This window comes from Massilia scottii, from assembly GCF_030846495.1.
GTDB lineage: Bacteria > Pseudomonadota > Gammaproteobacteria > Burkholderiales > Burkholderiaceae_D > Telluria_A > Telluria_A violaceinigra.
In genome coordinates, this window is sequence record NZ_JAVCWM010000005.1 from 318,312 (window position 1) to 334,375 (window position 16,064).

The 16,064-nt window shown below is 62.1% G+C and carries 19 protein-coding genes; 6 read left to right on the top strand and 13 right to left on the bottom strand.

Annotated elements, in window-relative coordinates; genetic code table 11:
• Nucleotides 1–298 precede the first annotated feature (298 nt).
• The 6 genes from RBA41_RS09125 to RBA41_RS09150 form a co-directional block, all read right to left on the bottom strand.
• The gene (locus tag RBA41_RS09125; protein ID WP_306623259.1) at nt 299–1,606 is read right to left on the bottom strand and encodes a hypothetical protein; all 1,308 of its coding nucleotides are present in this window, start codon (nt 1,604–1,606) and stop codon (nt 299–301) included.
• A gap of 670 nt (nt 1,607–2,276) precedes the next feature.
• Nucleotides 2,277–3,536 carry a lipoprotein-releasing ABC transporter permease subunit gene (locus RBA41_RS09130; RefSeq protein ID WP_306623260.1) on the bottom strand — a complete coding sequence of 420 codons (1,260 nt, stop codon included), beginning with the start codon at nt 3,534–3,536 and terminating at the stop codon, nt 2,277–2,279.
• A gap of 6 nt (nt 3,537–3,542) precedes the next feature.
• Nucleotides 3,543–4,466 carry a polysaccharide deacetylase family protein gene (locus tag RBA41_RS09135; protein ID WP_306623261.1) on the bottom strand — a complete coding sequence of 308 codons (924 nt, stop codon included), beginning with the start codon at nt 4,464–4,466 and terminating at the stop codon, nt 3,543–3,545.
• A 152-nt stretch (nt 4,467–4,618) separates the two neighbouring features.
• Nucleotides 4,619–5,863 (bottom strand): AI-2E family transporter, encoded by a 1,245-nt coding sequence (locus RBA41_RS09140; protein ID WP_306623262.1) that lies wholly within the window; start codon nt 5,861–5,863, stop codon nt 4,619–4,621.
• A gap of 66 nt (nt 5,864–5,929) precedes the next feature.
• Nucleotides 5,930–6,244 (bottom strand): BON domain-containing protein, encoded by a 315-nt coding sequence (locus RBA41_RS09145; RefSeq protein WP_099881004.1) that lies wholly within the window; start codon nt 6,242–6,244, stop codon nt 5,930–5,932.
• Between the two features lie 60 nt (nt 6,245–6,304).
• Nucleotides 6,305–6,853 carry a hypothetical protein gene (locus tag RBA41_RS09150; RefSeq protein WP_306623263.1) on the bottom strand — a complete coding sequence of 183 codons (549 nt, stop codon included), beginning with the start codon at nt 6,851–6,853 and terminating at the stop codon, nt 6,305–6,307.
• A gap of 208 nt (nt 6,854–7,061) precedes the next feature.
• Between RBA41_RS09150 and RBA41_RS09155 the strand changes: the two genes are divergently transcribed.
• The 3 genes from RBA41_RS09155 to RBA41_RS09165 all read left to right on the top strand — a co-directional run bounded on the left by RBA41_RS09155 (nt 7,062) and on the right by RBA41_RS09165 (nt 8,277).
• Nucleotides 7,062–7,526, top strand: a complete 465-nt coding sequence (locus tag RBA41_RS09155; RefSeq protein ID WP_306623264.1) for an outer membrane lipoprotein — start codon at nt 7,062–7,064, stop codon at nt 7,524–7,526.
• A gap of 75 nt (nt 7,527–7,601) precedes the next feature.
• Nucleotides 7,602–7,754 carry a DUF3309 family protein gene (locus RBA41_RS09160; RefSeq protein WP_099881010.1) on the top strand — a complete coding sequence of 51 codons (153 nt, stop codon included), beginning with the start codon at nt 7,602–7,604 and terminating at the stop codon, nt 7,752–7,754.
• Between the two features lie 103 nt (nt 7,755–7,857).
• A complete protein-coding gene (locus tag RBA41_RS09165) occupies nt 7,858–8,277 on the top strand; it encodes a hypothetical protein (protein ID WP_306623265.1) in 420 nt (139 codons plus the stop codon).
• 18 nt (nt 8,278–8,295) lie between these two features.
• Here the strand turns inward: RBA41_RS09165 and RBA41_RS09170 are convergent, their stop codons facing one another.
• The 7 genes from RBA41_RS09170 to RBA41_RS09200 form a co-directional block, all read right to left on the bottom strand.
• Entirely contained in the window at nt 8,296–9,450 is a 1,155-nt protein-coding gene (locus RBA41_RS09170; protein WP_306623266.1) for a patatin-like phospholipase family protein, read from the bottom strand.
• 170 nt (nt 9,451–9,620) lie between these two features.
• Nucleotides 9,621–10,013 carry a hypothetical protein gene (locus tag RBA41_RS09175; protein WP_306623267.1) on the bottom strand — a complete coding sequence of 131 codons (393 nt, stop codon included), beginning with the start codon at nt 10,011–10,013 and terminating at the stop codon, nt 9,621–9,623.
• A 26-nt stretch (nt 10,014–10,039) separates the two neighbouring features.
• The gene (locus tag RBA41_RS09180) at nt 10,040–10,426 is read right to left on the bottom strand and encodes a phage holin family protein (protein WP_306623268.1); all 387 of its coding nucleotides are present in this window, start codon (nt 10,424–10,426) and stop codon (nt 10,040–10,042) included.
• A gap of 18 nt (nt 10,427–10,444) precedes the next feature.
• Nucleotides 10,445–10,783, bottom strand: a complete 339-nt coding sequence (locus tag RBA41_RS09185; protein WP_099881018.1) for an ElaB/YgaM/YqjD family protein — start codon at nt 10,781–10,783, stop codon at nt 10,445–10,447.
• Nucleotides 10,784–10,838: 55 nt separating this feature from the next.
• Complete coding sequence (locus tag RBA41_RS09190; RefSeq protein ID WP_306623270.1) at nt 10,839–11,378, bottom strand: ferritin-like domain-containing protein; 540 nt, start codon at nt 11,376–11,378, stop codon at nt 10,839–10,841.
• Between the two features lie 38 nt (nt 11,379–11,416).
• The gene (locus tag RBA41_RS09195) at nt 11,417–12,352 is read right to left on the bottom strand and encodes an OmpA family protein (RefSeq protein ID WP_306623271.1); all 936 of its coding nucleotides are present in this window, start codon (nt 12,350–12,352) and stop codon (nt 11,417–11,419) included.
• Between the two features lie 132 nt (nt 12,353–12,484).
• Nucleotides 12,485–12,877 carry a DUF4398 domain-containing protein gene (locus RBA41_RS09200; RefSeq protein WP_306623272.1) on the bottom strand — a complete coding sequence of 131 codons (393 nt, stop codon included), beginning with the start codon at nt 12,875–12,877 and terminating at the stop codon, nt 12,485–12,487.
• A 185-nt stretch (nt 12,878–13,062) separates the two neighbouring features.
• Here RBA41_RS09200 and RBA41_RS09205 point away from each other — a divergent pair, with 185 nt between their 5' ends.
• The 3 genes from RBA41_RS09205 (at nt 13,063) to RBA41_RS09215 (ending at nt 15,838) form a co-directional block, all read left to right on the top strand.
• Nucleotides 13,063–15,135 (top strand): AsmA family protein, encoded by a 2,073-nt coding sequence (locus RBA41_RS09205; RefSeq protein WP_306623273.1) that lies wholly within the window; start codon nt 13,063–13,065, stop codon nt 15,133–15,135.
• A 142-nt stretch (nt 15,136–15,277) separates the two neighbouring features.
• The gene (locus RBA41_RS09210) at nt 15,278–15,589 is read left to right on the top strand and encodes a BON domain-containing protein (RefSeq protein ID WP_306623274.1); all 312 of its coding nucleotides are present in this window, start codon (nt 15,278–15,280) and stop codon (nt 15,587–15,589) included.
• Nucleotides 15,590–15,616: 27 nt separating this feature from the next.
• Nucleotides 15,617–15,838 carry a YMGG-like glycine zipper-containing protein gene (locus tag RBA41_RS09215; RefSeq protein WP_099881030.1) on the top strand — a complete coding sequence of 74 codons (222 nt, stop codon included), beginning with the start codon at nt 15,617–15,619 and terminating at the stop codon, nt 15,836–15,838.
• The last annotated feature ends 226 nt before the right edge of the window (nt 15,839–16,064 follow it).

The following is a 16,064-nucleotide window of genomic DNA, read 5'->3' on the forward strand; positions in this document are numbered from 1 at the left end:
ATAGGCGATTCAAGCGCATGAACCACCATATCGCGGCTGCCATTTTGCCGTCGCGCCACGAAACCGGCTCATGGCACGTCGCTGCACCTGTACCACCGTGGGGCCGACGTGTCCCAGGACAGTGCTGCCGCATGGACGCTCTACCAGGCCTGTTGCGATGGAGGGTACAAACAGGCATGCCAGATGGTCCGCTAGCCTGGGTGGTGTTTGCGCGCCGCGCGTTCCCGTCAGAAAAGCACTGTAATCGCCGCGTGCGCTGGGGCGATCGCGCGTTCGTCGCGAGATCGCCCTTGTCGCCTTACGGTAAATCCCACTCACTTCCCGTATTGCGCCGCCGAATCAGGCCGGCGTCTTGCGCAGGAATTTTGTAATTGAAATTGTATTTGTTTCTCGCGTAGACGGACCATTCCCAAGGCCAGCGGCCCTTGTTGCATGTCAGGCCCATATTGGTATAGCCCGATTTGCATTCCTTAAGGCAGGTATCGAAGGCTTGATCGTCGCCAGCGAGGCATTCAGACTGATAGCAGCCGGCATTGGCAACCCCGAACATGGCGCTCCCCGTGCAAGACGCCGCATGCTCGGCATCGACCGGCGAGCGCTGGGTTGGATGGGTGCTGATACCGTCCGGTCCCCAGGCCCAGCTCGCTGTCCGATCATCGTTGATCCAGGGCTCCTGATTGCCATCAAGATCAACCAGATTGCGCCAGCTCTGCAAATAGTCGGCGGACGATGCCGGATTGCGGTAATCGCCAAATTGTGCGCACTCGGTCGGGCCCGGCGGACCAAAGGAATTGCTGTCGTGGTAGGAACCATGCGCGTATTTTCCTGAATAGACAACGGGGTGCGTGCCATTCATGGGGAAACCGCGCGGGCCGGAACAACGCCCGACGCCATCTGGGGTGCAGGGCGCGGCACGCGGGCCGGCAATCCGTGTGTAGTGGTCCCCATGCTGGTAGTAGCTGACAGCGGCAACTGCGCTGCGGTCCTCCGTCAGGATCACCGTGACGTGTTCCCAGTCGCCGTTATGGCTACCTTGTCCGGCAAAACAGGCGTGCTGGTAACCGGAGAACCACCAGTAGTTGATGCGCGTCTGACGGCCGATCATCCTGGCCTGGTAGTAGGTCGGAATGGCGCCGCCGGCAAGCGTTGCGCGATCGGTATTTTCAACACGGAAGGCGCCGGCCCTGTAATTTTTCATCGCCTCGTAGAATACTTGCGCCGACATCGGATAGCCGTTTGACGCCCTGTCATGGCGCAGTTCGGGGGCAAAACGCTGCACGTAATCGGGGGCAGGCGCGGCAAGTGGCACCACGCACACGACAGCATTGAGCGCGCGCGTGTCCTGCGGCCTCATGCCGCAACGATAACCGGATCCGTCCATCGCGCCACCGCCGCCAATGCGGGCAATATCCCACTGGCCGAGCTTGGTGCATAGCTCCGCCTTGTTGGCTTCGGCTTCCTGATAGCCCAGCAAGGTCGTGTTGGCCGGACAGGACTGTCCTTGCACGACAGTCACGTTCAAGGCGAAGGAGTTGGTGGATAACATAAGGGACATTGCCGCAGTTGCAAGCGCGAAACGCAAGGACAACAGTTTGTGAAGGTGCATGGTCGCTTTCCAAGCTTCGGTGAAGCTGCTGGTTGTTCGACTAGCCCAGGACGGGCGAGCCGATCGTTGCGATTGCTTTTGGCCAGACCCGGGTGGGAATGGTTCCGTTCAACATCAAGGCCTGCCGCCAGATAGTAACCGGATTCCCAGGAAAGAAAAATAGCTCACGCTGCCTCGACCCAAGTGCGGCATGCACATGGTTTCACGAGGAATTTAAGGCAATGCTGGAAGCGGCAATCGCACAACAGTTCGCCGCCATTGCGCGCTCGGAAGGCGGCGATTGATTGCCAAGCGTGCCTGACTTACTCCTCGCAAGTATGACGTCGCAGGTAGCGCTCAAACCGGAAAAGCTTCTCTGCATGATCGTCTGGTCGGAAATGAACGTGCCGCTATTGTCTCAGGTCGGACGGACTGGCGAAACGGCCGCTGGCGATCAAATCAGCACTTCCCTAAGCTTAGAAGGCGTTAAGACTACGTCACATGAGATCGAATTCACCATTGACTTGTGGACGCACAAAGCCCCACCTGTCCTGCCGGCGGCGGCCCACGCCGCAGCGCCTCATCCTTCAAAATCGAGAAGTGGGCGAATCGAAAATGTTGCGAACGGCTCGTCCGTTATGCAGCTTGTGCCACGTTCTGACAAGAGCGATGCATGGCGAACAGACTCCTCTTACTCGTAGCGCAAGGACTCCGCCGGATTGATCCGCGCCGCGCCGTAACTCGGATACAAGGTCGCCAGGAACGCCAGCGCCACCGAGACCCCGCCGATCATGGCCACATCCTGCCATTGCGGGTCCGACGGCACCGAGCTGAGGAAGTAGATCTCTTTCGACAGCAGCTTGCTGCCCAGCAGCTTCTCCACCACCGGCATGATCACATCGATATTGAGCGCAAACAGCACGCCCGCAGCCACCCCGGCCGCGGTCCCGATCACGCCCACCAGCGCCCCCTGCATCATGAACACCGCCATGATCGAACGCGGCGACGCGCCCAGGGTGCGCAGGATCGCAATATCGGCCTGCTTGTCGTTGACCTTCATCACCAGGGTCGACACCAGATTGAACGCCGCCACCGCAATAATGAGCACCAGAATCAAGAACATCATGCGCTTTTGCGATTGCAGGGCCGCGAACCACACCTCGTTCTGGCGCGTCCAGTCGCGAAACATCAGATGCTCGGGCATGCTCGCCATTAATTCCTGCGCCACCCGCGGCGCCTGGTGCAAATCGTGCAAGCTCAGGCGCAGCCCGGAAGGCAGTTCCAGCTGTTCAACAGCGCGCGCATCGTCGATATGCACCAGGGCCACCCCGGAATCGAAATCGTTATGCCCCACATTGAACAATCCCGTCACCGTGAATACCTGCCGGCGCGGCGTCCACGAGGTAGCGTTGCCGCCCTGCGGCGCCACCAGCAGCGACAATTTGTCGCCCGCCTTCACGCTCAGCTTGTTAGCCAGCTCATAGCCGAGCACGATATTGAAGCGGCCCGGCTGCAAATCGTCCAGTTTTCCGTCCTTCATGCGCTCGGCGATGGCGGACACCGTCTTCTCGGCCGACGGCAAGATGCCTTGCACCGCCACCGGCCGCATGGTTTCGTCGTACAGCAACATGCCCTGCAAGGTGACGAACGGCGCGCCGCCGGACACGGCCGGATTGCTGCGCGCCTGCGCCAGCGTCCGCTCCCAGTCGGGCAGGCCCCCGCGCTCGTCGATGACTTCGATATGCGGAATCATCGACAGCATGCGCGCCGCCACTTCCTTCTGGAAGCCATTCATCACCGACAGTACGACAATCAGCGCGGCCACGCCCAGCGCAATGCCGCTGACCGAAATGAGGGAAATGACCGACAGCATGGGATTGCGTTCGCTGCGGCGTTGCGCGCTGGTGTAACGCAGCGCGATCTGTAATTCGTAAGGTAAATTGGCGAGCATGTATTCTTAGTATCCTTGTGCTTTCAGGCTGGCGATATCGGCATCGCCGTCGTCGACCAGTCGTTCCCAGCCATCAAACTTGTCCACCCCGAGGCTGCGCGACATCGATAGAAGCAGACTCTGCCCCGGTGCGGCGCGTTGCGGCACGAGTTGATACACCGGGTCCTCGAAGGCCTGGGCCGGCGACACGATGGTCCAGCCCATCTCCTTGAACATGCCGATCACGTCATCGAGAAACAGCGCGTTGATCAGGTTGTGATGCATGAGCATGACCTGGGCGATGTCGCGGCCCTGCAGGCGCTGCGACAAGGCGCGGTACGCCAGGGCCCGCTGGCGCACGTGCGCCAGGTAGACTTTTTTCAGCGGCGCCAGGTCGGCCTTGCTGTTGTTGGCGAGCAGTCCGGTCAGGTGATCGTCGAGGCGCCAGTCGCTCGTATCGAGGCTCACATACGCGTTGCGGTAGCCCTGCGCGGCGAGAAACGCGCGCATGCCGTCGCGCTTCTCGGGCGTGTTGCCTTCGCGCAGATACGTGTAGCGGAACCATTTCTGGTAACCGGGCAAGGTGGCGATGATCTTGTCGCAGTCCATCACTTCCTGCTGGTACTGCGCCAGGCTGAGCTTGGCGCTGTCGAGGTCGGGATGGGTCATCGTATGGTTGCCGATGGCGTGGCCGGCCTCGCCCCAGGCGCGTGCCAGCGCATGGCCGGCGCGCTTGTCGGCGCCGTTGCCGGCGGTAACGAACAGCGCCGCCTTCACCTTGTGCTTGGCGAGCGCATCAAGCATGGCCTGGTTGCGCTGCTGCGGCGACAGGCGCGGCGTCTCGGCCAGCGACGGTCCGTCATCGAAGCTGAAGGCCACCGATTGCGCACAGGCGGCGCCCGACAGCAGGCCGGCGCACAGGATGGCAGCGGCAGCGCTGGAGAGCTTCATCGCGACATCTTTAATCGCGAAATTTTTAAACTGGAGCATGGACGAAGCGCGCTTCTGAATTGACGATCTGCAAGCCTAACATACGGCGGCGCGGGCGCAAAGGCACGCGCCCTGCCCCGCCGCCGTCATGCTCGCCCGACTGAAGGCCAAACTTACTCGCCCAGCAGCTCGGCCAGCACTTCCATGCCTTCGACCCGTTCGGCCACGACCTTGATCATCACCACCACCGGCACGCCCAGCAGCAAGCCCCACATGCCCCACAGCCAGCCCCAGAACAGCAGGCTGACGAACACGGCGGTCGGGTTCATCTTGGCGATCTTGCCGGTCATCCAGGTGGCGATGACGGTGCCGACCAGGGTCGCGATGGCAAGCGAGGCCCCGCTCACCAGCAGCACCATTTCCAGCGATTCAAACTGCATGAAGGCAACCAGCCCCGTCAGGGCGGTGATCAGCAGCGGACCGAAGTACGGCATGATGTGCATCAGCCCGGCAAAAATGGCCCAGGCGCCGGCATTTTCCAGCCCGAGCGCGCGCAGGGCAACCCACATCATCAGCGCCAGCAAGGTATTGGTAACGAGCAGCATGAACATATAGTTCTGGATCGAGGTGTTGATATCGTCCAGGATGTGCACGGTGACCTTCTTGCGGCTCAATGACGGCCCGGTCAGCTTGACCAGCTTGCGCTTGAAGGTATCGCCCGACAGCAGCAGGAAGAACACCAGGAACACCACCATCGTGGCCTGGGTGATGAAGCCGATGAAGCCCATCGAGCCGGCCAGCACCCAGTCCATGATCTTGAACGTGCCGCCGGCGGCAGCGGCGGCCGGCATGGCCTTGCGCGCCGCCTGGCGCTGCCCGCCCACGCTGGAGGTGGCCTGTTCGATCTGGGAGGCGGCTGCCTGCATCTGCTGGATCGTGCTCGGCTGCCCGCCGCTGGCATTGGTCAGCAGGCGCGTGACTTTCTGCGTAATCTTCGGCAATTCATCGATGATGTTGAAAAACTCGCCCTGCACCCGGTTCAGCACGCCAGCCATCGAGGCCAGGATGGCGACCGTGACGATGGTCGCGCCGATGGCGCGCTGGATGCGCAGGCGCCGTTCGAGCCACAGGACCACGGGGTTGAGGGTGTAGGCGATGAAGATCCCGAGCAAGAGCGGGACCAGGAATTTTTGCGACCACTGCAGCGCATAGACAAAGGCAATCGTCGCGATGATGCCCAGCGCCAGCCCGCGCGCGTTGACATGGATCGGGAGGCGCAAGGGGTGCGCGGCGCTCGAAACAAGGGGATCGTGATGCTCCGCGCCGGGTTCGGCGGGGGCTGCCTTGACGGCGGCGCTCTCTACGAATGGAGCGGGATGTTCATTGGCGGGGGCCGGAATCGGATCTGCAAGCTGCATAAAATCTTCACATTATAGTGCCGGCGCCACAGGCCGGCCACTGCGGGCCAGCCTGAAGAGCTCAGCTTACTTCACACGTACGTCGTTCTTTACCGATACTACACCCTTCACGCCGCGTGCCACATCGGCCGCCTTGGTGGCATCGGCAGGATCAGCCACGAAACCGGACAGTTGCACGTCGCCCTTGAAGGTTTCAACGTTGATTTCCGACGCCTTGAGCGTCGGGTCGTTGAAGATCGATGCTTTGACCTTGGCGGTGATCACGGTGTCATCGATAAACTCGCCGGTGCCTTCTTTGGTGGCGGTCGAAGCGCAACCTGCCATGGTGGCAACGAGGGTGGCGGCAAACAGCATGGACGACAGACGTTTTGCGATTTTCATGGTGGACTCCTTGGTGGGTGGTTCAAAAAATATGCTCGGTGTGAGCTGTTGCAGGACGGCTTACTTCCCGTACTGCGATTTTGCGGCTGAGACACATGTGTCCTTGGCCGCTCCGGCGAACGCGTCGCACTTTTCGAGCGCGACTTTGTACTCGGCCGTTCGTTTATCGTCGCGCGCATCGGTGCGCGCTTCGATCGCTTTCCTGTCGGCCCTGGCGTCGGCCTGGGCCGCGATCAGGGTCGCTTTTGCCTGTTGGATGCAGACATCCTTGTCGTTGCCGGTCAATGCCTTGCACTTGACCCTGTCGAGGTCGTAGCTGGCCGCGGCAATCTGCAGGCGCGACTGGGTGTAAGCCTTGAGCGTGTTCTTGTAGATGGCCGTGGCTTCTTCCACGCTGCGCACGCGCGCCACCTTGGCTTCTTCCACGCAAACCTCTTTCGGGTTGCCGGTCATGGTGTCGCAGCGCGCGCGTGCCACCTTGTAAGCGGCGCTCGCCGCATCCCTGGCCTGGCTGTACGCCGCTTTCGCTTCCGGCGTGGCCGCGCTGGCGGCCATGCAGGCCGACATCAGGAAGGCGCCGATCAGGGCTGGGGTAACTGCTCGCTTCATTTTGCTTTTCTCCGGTGACAATATATCGCTGAGATACGTTTTACGGGAAGTGCACCAGCATATCTGTACGCTGGCGAACACAGCGCGATTAGTGGCAAAAAACCAACAGTTTGATGCAAGCCCAGCCGCAGCAGACTGGGTGCGGCAACGCACAGACCCGGGGGTTGTTGCTGATTATGCTGGCTCTACACTTTGTCAGGAGAACAACATGAAATCGACTCAGACTATCGCAGCACTCGTGGTCGCCGTGTCTGCCGTCCTCAGCGGCTGTGCCAGCACCAGCGCGACCCAGCCGGCCAACAATGGCAGCTACAGCAACCAGGTATCGGCCTCGGCCGGATACGGCACCATCGAATCGATCCAGGTTACGCGCAGCGAAGGCCAGACCAACGGTACCGGCGCGGTGGTCGGCGGCATCGTCGGCGCGCTGGTGGGCAACCAGGTCGGCAGCGGTAGCGGCCGTACCGCGGCCACGGTCGCCGGTGCAGTCGGCGGCGCCGTCGTCGGCAACAAGGTCGAAGCGAACCGCAATGCGGGCAGCGGCCAGGACATGTACCAGATTCATGTTCGCCTCGAAAATGGCGAAACCCGCACGATCGTGCAGGACAGCGTGTACGACCTGCGCGTGGGCAACCGCGTGCGTCTGGTCGATGGCCGCGTCTACCGTTACTAATTTCACCGTACTACCCACCAATTTACAATAAAACACGAACTGCCAGCCAGCTCGACAACTTTTAAGGAGCCCGCCATGGGTACCATTCTTCTCGTTATTCTCATTCTTGCGCTGATCGGCGTCCTTCCTACCTGGAACCACAGCCGCAGTTGGGGATACGGTCCAACCGGCATCACCGGCCTGATCGTCATCGTGCTGATCGTGCTGCTCATCACCGGGCGCCTGTAAGAAGTCGACCAACCGGCGCCGCGTGCGCCGGTTTTTTTTGCCCCGCCGCCCCACCATATCGCAACATATCGCAACATATCGCAACATAAGAAAAGGAGCTGCCATGAGCCAGCCTGTTACCAACGCGCTGCCAAGCGCATCGCGCAACACCGCCAGTCAATGTTCCCGCGCGCTGCGCACGGCCCTGGCCACGGCCTTGGCCTCGGCCTGTTTGATGGGCATGAGCCTGGCCCACGCCCAGATGGCGCAGACATCGACCGACCAGAACGTGCCGGCCGCCACCGCGCGCCAGCAAGCGGCTGAAATCGCCCGCGGCGACCCGGCGCGCTGGTCGCGCGAGGATACCACCCCCGAAGCGCGCCTGCGCACCCTGCGCAAGGAAATGGGCGCGGCCCTGCAGGAAGCCAAAGGCGCTTGCCGCGCCCTGCCCGCCGCCGAACGCAGCGCCTGCAACAAGGAAGCGCAAGCGAACTATCAGAAAGACATGGCCGGCGCGCGCGCCCAGGCAGCCGCGGGCGGCTGACCGGCCCCGGCATGGCCCTTACGCCGCCGCAGCGACCCAGTCGTCCTGCTCCGGCGGCAATTCGTGCACCACCACGGCCGTCTCTTCGGCCACCATCTCCAGCCACCCGGCATGCTTGAGCGCACGCAATGCATCGCGATAGCCCTGCTCCCAGCGCCACTCGATCGATCCCCTGGAAAAATTGACGTCTTTCGACGCCATATGCCAGTCGTGGCCGGCATAGGGAATGCGCACGATGTGCAAGGTGGCGTCGCAGCCCAGCGCTGCCAGTTCGCGCCGGTCGTCGTCGGTGCGCTCGGCCTCCGGCAAGCGCGCGTACAGCTGGCGCAGCTTGTGCTGCAGCGCGTGGGTGGCGCTGTAGTCTTCGATATGGCGTTTCGAGCGGGAGGCGTACGTCACATCCTTCTGGCGCGTGCTCACTTCATCCATCGTCACCGGCACCTCCCCTTCCGCGCTCCACAAATCGACCATGAAGCAGATCGTGTCGCCGCCGGGCAGCTCGCGCAGCACCGATTCGAGCGGGGTGTTCGAGTACAGGCCGCCGTCCCAGTACAGTTCCTCGCCGATGCGCACCGGGGCGAACGCCGGCGGCAGGCTGCCGCTGGCGCGCACATGGTCGGCGCACAGCTGCCCGCTATGGCTGTCGAAATGCGCCAGTTCGCCGGTGCGCACATTGACCGCATTGACGGTCAGGCGCATGCCGCCCTCGGCGTTGAGGTAGTCGAAGTCGACCAGCTCATCGAGCGTGTCGCGCAGCGGCAGGGTGTCGTAGAAAGACGCTTCTTCGGGCGCCACCGTCATCCCGTATGGAAAACCGCTGAACAGGCGCGGCGAGAAAAAGCCGGGCACCCCGCGCATGACGGTATCGAAGGTGTTGAGCCAGATATTCGAGCGCCGCTGGCGGTCGTCGACCCGCGTCATGTCCAGCATATCGGGATGCGACACCCGGTCCCAGAAGGCCTTGACCTTTTCCAGCCGCACCGATTGCTCGTTGCCGGCGATCAGCGCGGCATTGATGGCGCCGATCGAGGTGCCGACGATCCAGTCCGGCACCAGCTTGTGCTCGTGCAGCGCCTGGTACACCCCGGCCTGGTAAGCGCCCAGGGCGCCGCCGCCTTGCAAAACGAGAACAATACGCAGCTTGTCGGGATTGAGTTTGTTAATGTCTGTCATGGGATAGCCGGAATGAAAAGATGAATCGAGTAAAAAGGAAAGAGGAAAGAGATTAGCGGAAAAAAAGACGGCGTCGAATCCGAAGATTACGACGCCGCTCAAGCCCCACCATATTTTTCCGTTCTTGTTGCAAGGCCGGGTTCGCTTGCCCGGCATGGTCACCAACCAGTTCACAAGGTCTGCGCGTCCCGCGTGCGGCGTTGCTGCAGGTACCAGACCACGCCGCCGACCACCGCCGCCACCCCGATCGCCGGCTTGATCAGCCGGCGCCGCGTGATGAAACCGATGATGGTCGCCGCATACGGCATGATCGACGCCACGCTGATGCCGGTCGGATGCAGCACGCTGTCGATCCGCGAGCGGACCGCCCAGGTCGCATGGTCGAGCGCCGAGTGAAACAGCACGTCGGGACGCGAGTCGTGCTTGATCTGGGCCTTGGCACGGGCAATGCCGACGCGGTAGAAATCGCCCTGGCGCAGCAGGCGCGCCTTGCGCTCAGACACCGAATCGGTCTTGGCCCCACCCTTGTCCGGGGTTTTTTCGAGCCCGATAATGTTATCCATCGTAATCCTCCCGTCTGAATGGCCGCTTACAGCAGCATGTCACGATCGTTCTTGAGTTCGTTCATAGTCTCTGGGAAAGCCAGCTTGCCCTCTTTGAGCATGGCCTTGGCCTTGACCACGAGGCCGATCGTCACGGCGATGAACACGGCAAACATAAGCAGGAGGATTTTCCAGCCCATGCTTTCCCAGGCGAGCGCGACGATTGTCGCGGTGCCGTAGGCCAGCGCAAACATGGCGCACAGCACCGCCAGCGAAAAGATCACCAGCAGTTCGAGGACATGATTGCGCACTTCGGACAACTCGAGTGCCGCCAGTTCCACGCGCGACACCACGAGTCCGAAGATATTTTTTGCCAGCCCTGTCAGGCCGCCCATCAGGCCGGGGCCATGCACTGCAGCTGTTGTTTTGTCCATGGCTTCTCCCGGCTTGAATTATTTACGGCCCAGGATCACGCCGACCAGCAAGCCGACGCTGGCTGCTGCAGCGATCGTGCGCCATGGGTTGTCCTTAACATAGACATCGGCGGTGTGCGCCAGTTCCTTACCTTTGACGATGGCTTGACCTTGCACTTGCGATGCCTTGCCCAGCGCCACGTCCAGCATTTCCATGCCGCGTGCGCGCATGTCTTCGGCTTTCTCGCCGGTCAGTGCGGCCGCTGCGGACAGCAGGGTCTGTGCATCCTTGACCAGGGTTTTGACATCGGTCTGGACTGCGTTCACATTGCCGTTCAGGTTGGCCGAGCCGTTGGTGCGGGTATTGGTATCTAACATGATGAACTCCAGTGGTGGGTTGAAAAAAATCTGAAAAGTGCTTCCGTTTTTGCTCTTAATGCGCCAGCAGATCGCGCATGTCGTCTGCGTGCTCTTCTTCGACCGCCATGATGCTGATCAACAGATGCTTGGTGGTCGGGTCCTTGTCGCCAATGGCGGCAATCATTTGCCGATACGACTCGATTGCCACACGTTCGGCGATCAGGTTCGAGCGGATCATGGCTTGTACATCGTCCGAATCGTCGTACTCGGCGTGGCTGCGCGCGGTCAGCGTGGCCGGATTGAAATTCGGCGAACCGTTCAGCTGGACGATGCGTTCGGCCAGCGAGTCGGCGTGGTCCTGCTCCTGCTGCGCGTGCTCGAGGAACTCGGCCTTGATCGGACCGTTGCCCACGCCGCTGACGGTGTAGTAGTGGCGCTTGTAGCGCAGCACGCACACCAGTTCAGTGGCGAGCGCGTCGTTCAGCATGTTGATGACCGCTTCACGGTCGGCGGCGTAGCCGTCCGTCACGGCGCCGTCGTCCAGATTGGCGGCTGCCTGGCGGATGGCTTGCACGTCGAAACCGTGCGCCAGTGGCTTGGTGTTTTGTTCCATGATGATTCCTTCAATATCTGTTGCGATTGTGTTCGGTATTAACGGCGTGGTTCGATGGTCGCGTTTTCGTTCGACAGCACGATTTCCACGCGGCGGTTCATCTGGCGGTTGCCTGCCGTATCGTTGGCGGCAACCGGGAATGCTTCGCCGTAAGCGCGCATGGCCACGCGGTCGCGCGGAATACCCATGTCGACCAGGGCGGCGCGCACGGCGGTGGCGCGGCGCTCGGACAGTTGCTGGTTATACGCGGTGCTGCCGGTACTGTCGGTAAACCCTTCGACCAGCACGGTGCGGTTCGGGTTCTGTGCCAATGCATCGGCCAGCTTGCGCAGGGTGGCCTGGCCGTTCGGGGTCAGGTTGGCCTGGTTCACGCCGAACAGGACGTCGCCGATCGTGATGATCAGGCCGCGTTCGGTCTTCTTCGCTTGCAGGTCCGTCATCATCGCCTCGAGCTGGGCGGCACGGGCCTGGGCTTCGCGGGTCTGGGCTTCGGCGGCGGCGACCTGGCCTTGCGCGGCGGCAGCCTGGTTCTGGGCGGCGGCCGCATCGGCGTTGGCGGCGGCGGCGGCGGCCTTGGCGGCGGCGGCATCCATCTTGGCGCGGTCCGCTTCGGCGGTGCGCGCTTCGAGGCGCACGGCGTCGCGCTCTTTGCCGGAAGCGGCGATATCGGCTTCAGCCTGCTTCTGTTTGGCTACTTCTTGTGCGGTGGCGATCTTTTGCTTGGCCAGGTAGGCCAGCTTGTCGATCTGCTCCAGGCTATCCTTGCGGGCGGCGGCGGCGTTGGCTTGTTCCAGCGCTTCGCTGGCCTGCTTGAATTCCAGCGGTGCGAAGGTCGACACGCGCGAATTGTTGTTGGCGGCGACGAAAGCGCCACGGGCTTCATCGAGCAACGGGGTGGTGGTCGGCACGCTGCTGCAGGCGCCCAGCGCGAGGACGGAGGCGAGGATGGCGGACTTGATCAATGTATGTTTCATGGAGGTGTTTCCTTTTCTTGTCGTAGCGCACTTGGCGCGGTAATCAATCGTATTCTTGTGCTCTGGGTGGTACTGTGCGCGGACCAAGCGGCCTGCGCTGCCGCTGTGAGGGCGCGCGGCGTCAATCTGTTCTTATTGTTGTGGCCTGTTGGCGCGGTCGACTTCTTCGCGCAGCACGCGCAGGTCATCCTGCAGTGCGTTGGCGGCGGTGGTGGCCTTGGTCGAATTGGCCTTGCTCTGTGCCAGCTTGGCATCGGCCTGGGCCTGGGTCGCCAGTTCGCGTGCCAGCTTGTAATCCTTGGCGGCCAGGGCTTCGTTGGCGCGCATCATCTTGGCGCGGGCTGCGTTGATTTCTTCAGGAGCCAGGTCGGCGGCGCCGGCGCTCACTGCGTTTTCAACCGCGTTCTTCGACACGGCCACATCGGCCGTTGCCGGTGCTTTCTGCGAACTGGCGCAGGCGGCCAGTGTCATAACCAGTGCGGCGCAAAGAACTTTGCTGACGTGAGTCTTGATTTGTGCATTCATCGGGTTTCTCCATGAGGTGTAATGATGTCGTGATAACGTTATAAGCTGATTTATTGGCAAGTTCGGTTCGCTGCCGCACATAGCAAATGTTTTACGCGCAATGGCATTGGCGACCGTGCGCTAACGTACACAAGAGCGCTACCCTTATCGCTTAAGCTGTTCCTACTTTCACAAGAAGGATAGTCATGAGTCAAGCCGCCCCGGTCCCATCCGGCCGCACCCCGCTCGCGCGCCGCACCAAGATCATTCTCGCCATCCTTGCCGTGCTGGTCGCCGTTGCCGCCATCGCGCTGGCCATCCTGCTCACCTACGACTGGAACAAGGCCAGGCCCTGGCTCAACGCCAAGGCCAGCGAAGCGATCGACCGCCCCTTCGTCATCGCCGGCGACCTCAAGCTGAGCTGGGAAAAGCCGGCCACCCTCATGGCCGGGCGCGACCGCACCTGGCGCGACCTGGTGCCCTGGCCGCACCTGGTCGCCAACGATGTCCACGTCGGCCAGCCGGCCGGCATGGATGCACCCGGCGCAGGGGCGGGCGACATGGCCAGCGTGAAGCAGTTTTCGTTTTCGCTGAACCCGTTCGCGCTGCTGCACAAGACCATCGCCATTCCCGTGCTGCGCTTCGACGCGCCGGCGGTCGACCTGCGCCGCACCAGGGATGGCAAGAACAACTGGACCTTCCACCAGGAAGACAAGCCGGCGCGCTGGAAGCTCGACCTCGAACGGGTGATCTTCACCAAGGGCGTGGTCAAGTTCAACGATCAGGTGGAAAAGATCGACCTGACGGCCGACGTCGACACCGTCAACGCCGACCCCGCCTACGGCATCAGCTGGAAGCTGCGCGGCACCTACAATGGCGGGCCGGTCACCGGCGGCGGCAAGGCTGGCGCGGTACTCTCGCTCAAGCAGCAGACCACGCCCTACCCGGTGCAGGCCGACCTGCGCGTGGGCAAGACCCACATCGAAGTCGAAGGCACGCTCACCAAGCCGACCAAGCTGGCCGCGCTCGACCTGCGCCTGAAGCTCTCCGGCGCCAGCATGGCGCGCTTGTATACGCTGACCGGGGTGCTGCTGCCGGAAACCCCGGCCTTTCGCACCGAGGGCCGCCTGACCGGCGAGCTGGGGGAAGCCAGCAGCCTCTGGGTCTACGACAAATTCACCGGCAAGGTCGGTTCCAGCGATATCGCCGGCCACCTCGCCTACCGGACCGGCAAGCCGCGCGGCAAACTGAGCGGCAGCGTGTCCTCCAAATTGCTGCAGTTCGCCGACCTGGGCCCGCTGGTGGGCGCCGACTCGAACGCCAGCAAGGAAGCGCGCGGGGTCGACGCGGTGCAGCCGGCCGGCAAGGTGCTGCCGGTCGAATCGTTCCGCACCGAACGCTGGACCGCCATCGACGCCGATGTGCGCTATGCCGCCGAGCGCATCGTGCGCGAAAAGCAGTTGCCGATCAGCAAGCTGAACACCCACCTGATCCTCAAGGATGGGGTGCTCAACCTGGCGCCGCTGAATTTCGAGATGGCGGGCGGGAACATGACCTCGACCATCAAGCTCGACGGCAGCGGCAAGGGCAAGCAAGCCATCAAGGCCACCGCCAAGGTCAGCGCGCGCCACATCCGCATCAAGGAACTGTTTCCGTCGATTCAGGAAATGAAAGCGACCGTGGGCCAGATCAATGGCGACGCCCAATTGTCCGCCACCGGCAATTCGGTGGCCTCCCTGCTGGGCGCTTCCAACGGCGAAATCAAGGCGCTGATCGATGAAGGCACGGTGAGCAAGATGCTGCTCGAACAGATGGGCCTCAATATCGGCAACATCGTGCTGACCAAATTATTTGGCGACAAGCAGGTCAAGCTCAATTGCATGGCCACCGATTTCCAGGTCACCAAGGGCTTGATGCAGACGCGCACCTTCGTCGTCGATACCGACGAGGCGGTCATCACGGCCGACGGCACCATCAACCTGGCCAACGAACAGATGGACCTGACCCTGAACCCCAAGACCAAGGGCTTGCGCATCTTTTCGCTGCGTTCTCCCCTGCACGTGCGCGGCAGCTTCTCCAAGCCCGACGTGAGCGTGGACAAGGGCGTGCTGGCCCTGAAAGCGGGCGGCGCGGTGGCGCTCGGCCTGGCGGCGCCGGCGGCCGCCCTGCTGCCGCTGGTCAACACCGGGCCGGGCAAGGACAGCGGCTGCGCGCGCCTGCTGGCCGAGGCGCGCGAGAAGCCGGTGGCCCCGCCGCCGGGCAAGACCAGCCGCCGATAAAGACACAAAATTGCGTTTTGTCACTTATGTGCGTTGCCGAACAGACCACGCGCCCGCCAGACCGTAATCTAGACGCATCGGTTGGGCGACACGCACCACCGAACGCATAACAACATAGACCACCACCATAGAGGAACACCCCATGAAAAACCTGAAAATCGTATCGACCCTGCTCGCCGCCCTGATGCTGACCACCGTTGTCGGCTGCGCTTCGACCGAAAAGAAAGAAAGCGTCGGCGAGTACGTTGACGACAGCGTGATCACCACCAGCGTGAAAGCCGCCATCCTCAACGAGCCAACCCTGAAAGTTGCTGAAATCAACGTTGAAACCTTCAAGGGCGTTGTTCAGCTGAGCGGCTTCGTTGCCGCCCAGGACAGCATCGCTACCGCCGGCAAGGTCGCACGCGACGTCAAGGGTGTGAAGCAGGTGAAAAACGACATTCGCATGAAATAAGCAGCAAGCAATTCAAAGAGGTTCAAGATGAAAACAATCAAGCAACTGGTCATGAGCGCGACACTGGTCACGGTGGCGCTCGGTTTAGGTGGCTGCGCAGGCATGTCGGCCCAGGATAAGAACACGGCCATCGGCGCCGGTGCCGGCGCAGTGGTCGGTGGCGTTCTGACCGGCGGCAGCGCGGTCGGCACCGTTGGCGGCGCAGCCGTCGGCGGCGTGATCGGCAACCAGGTCAAGCCACCGAAATGATCCGGTTTGCCTGATTGATGAAAAACCCCGCTTACGGGGTTTTTTTACGCCTGCTGTTTGACGGTAGGCGGTAATCCGCTGAGTTACACGATCCAACGGGATCGTGTCCATGGTGTTTTGGTGCTGTTGTGGGAGGGGTCCTCGGAGGTGGAGTTAACTTAATTCAACAATTAGGGGGCGACGCGCCATTTAACGGGGAAGTGTTGCTGGCAAATACGGTTGGTGG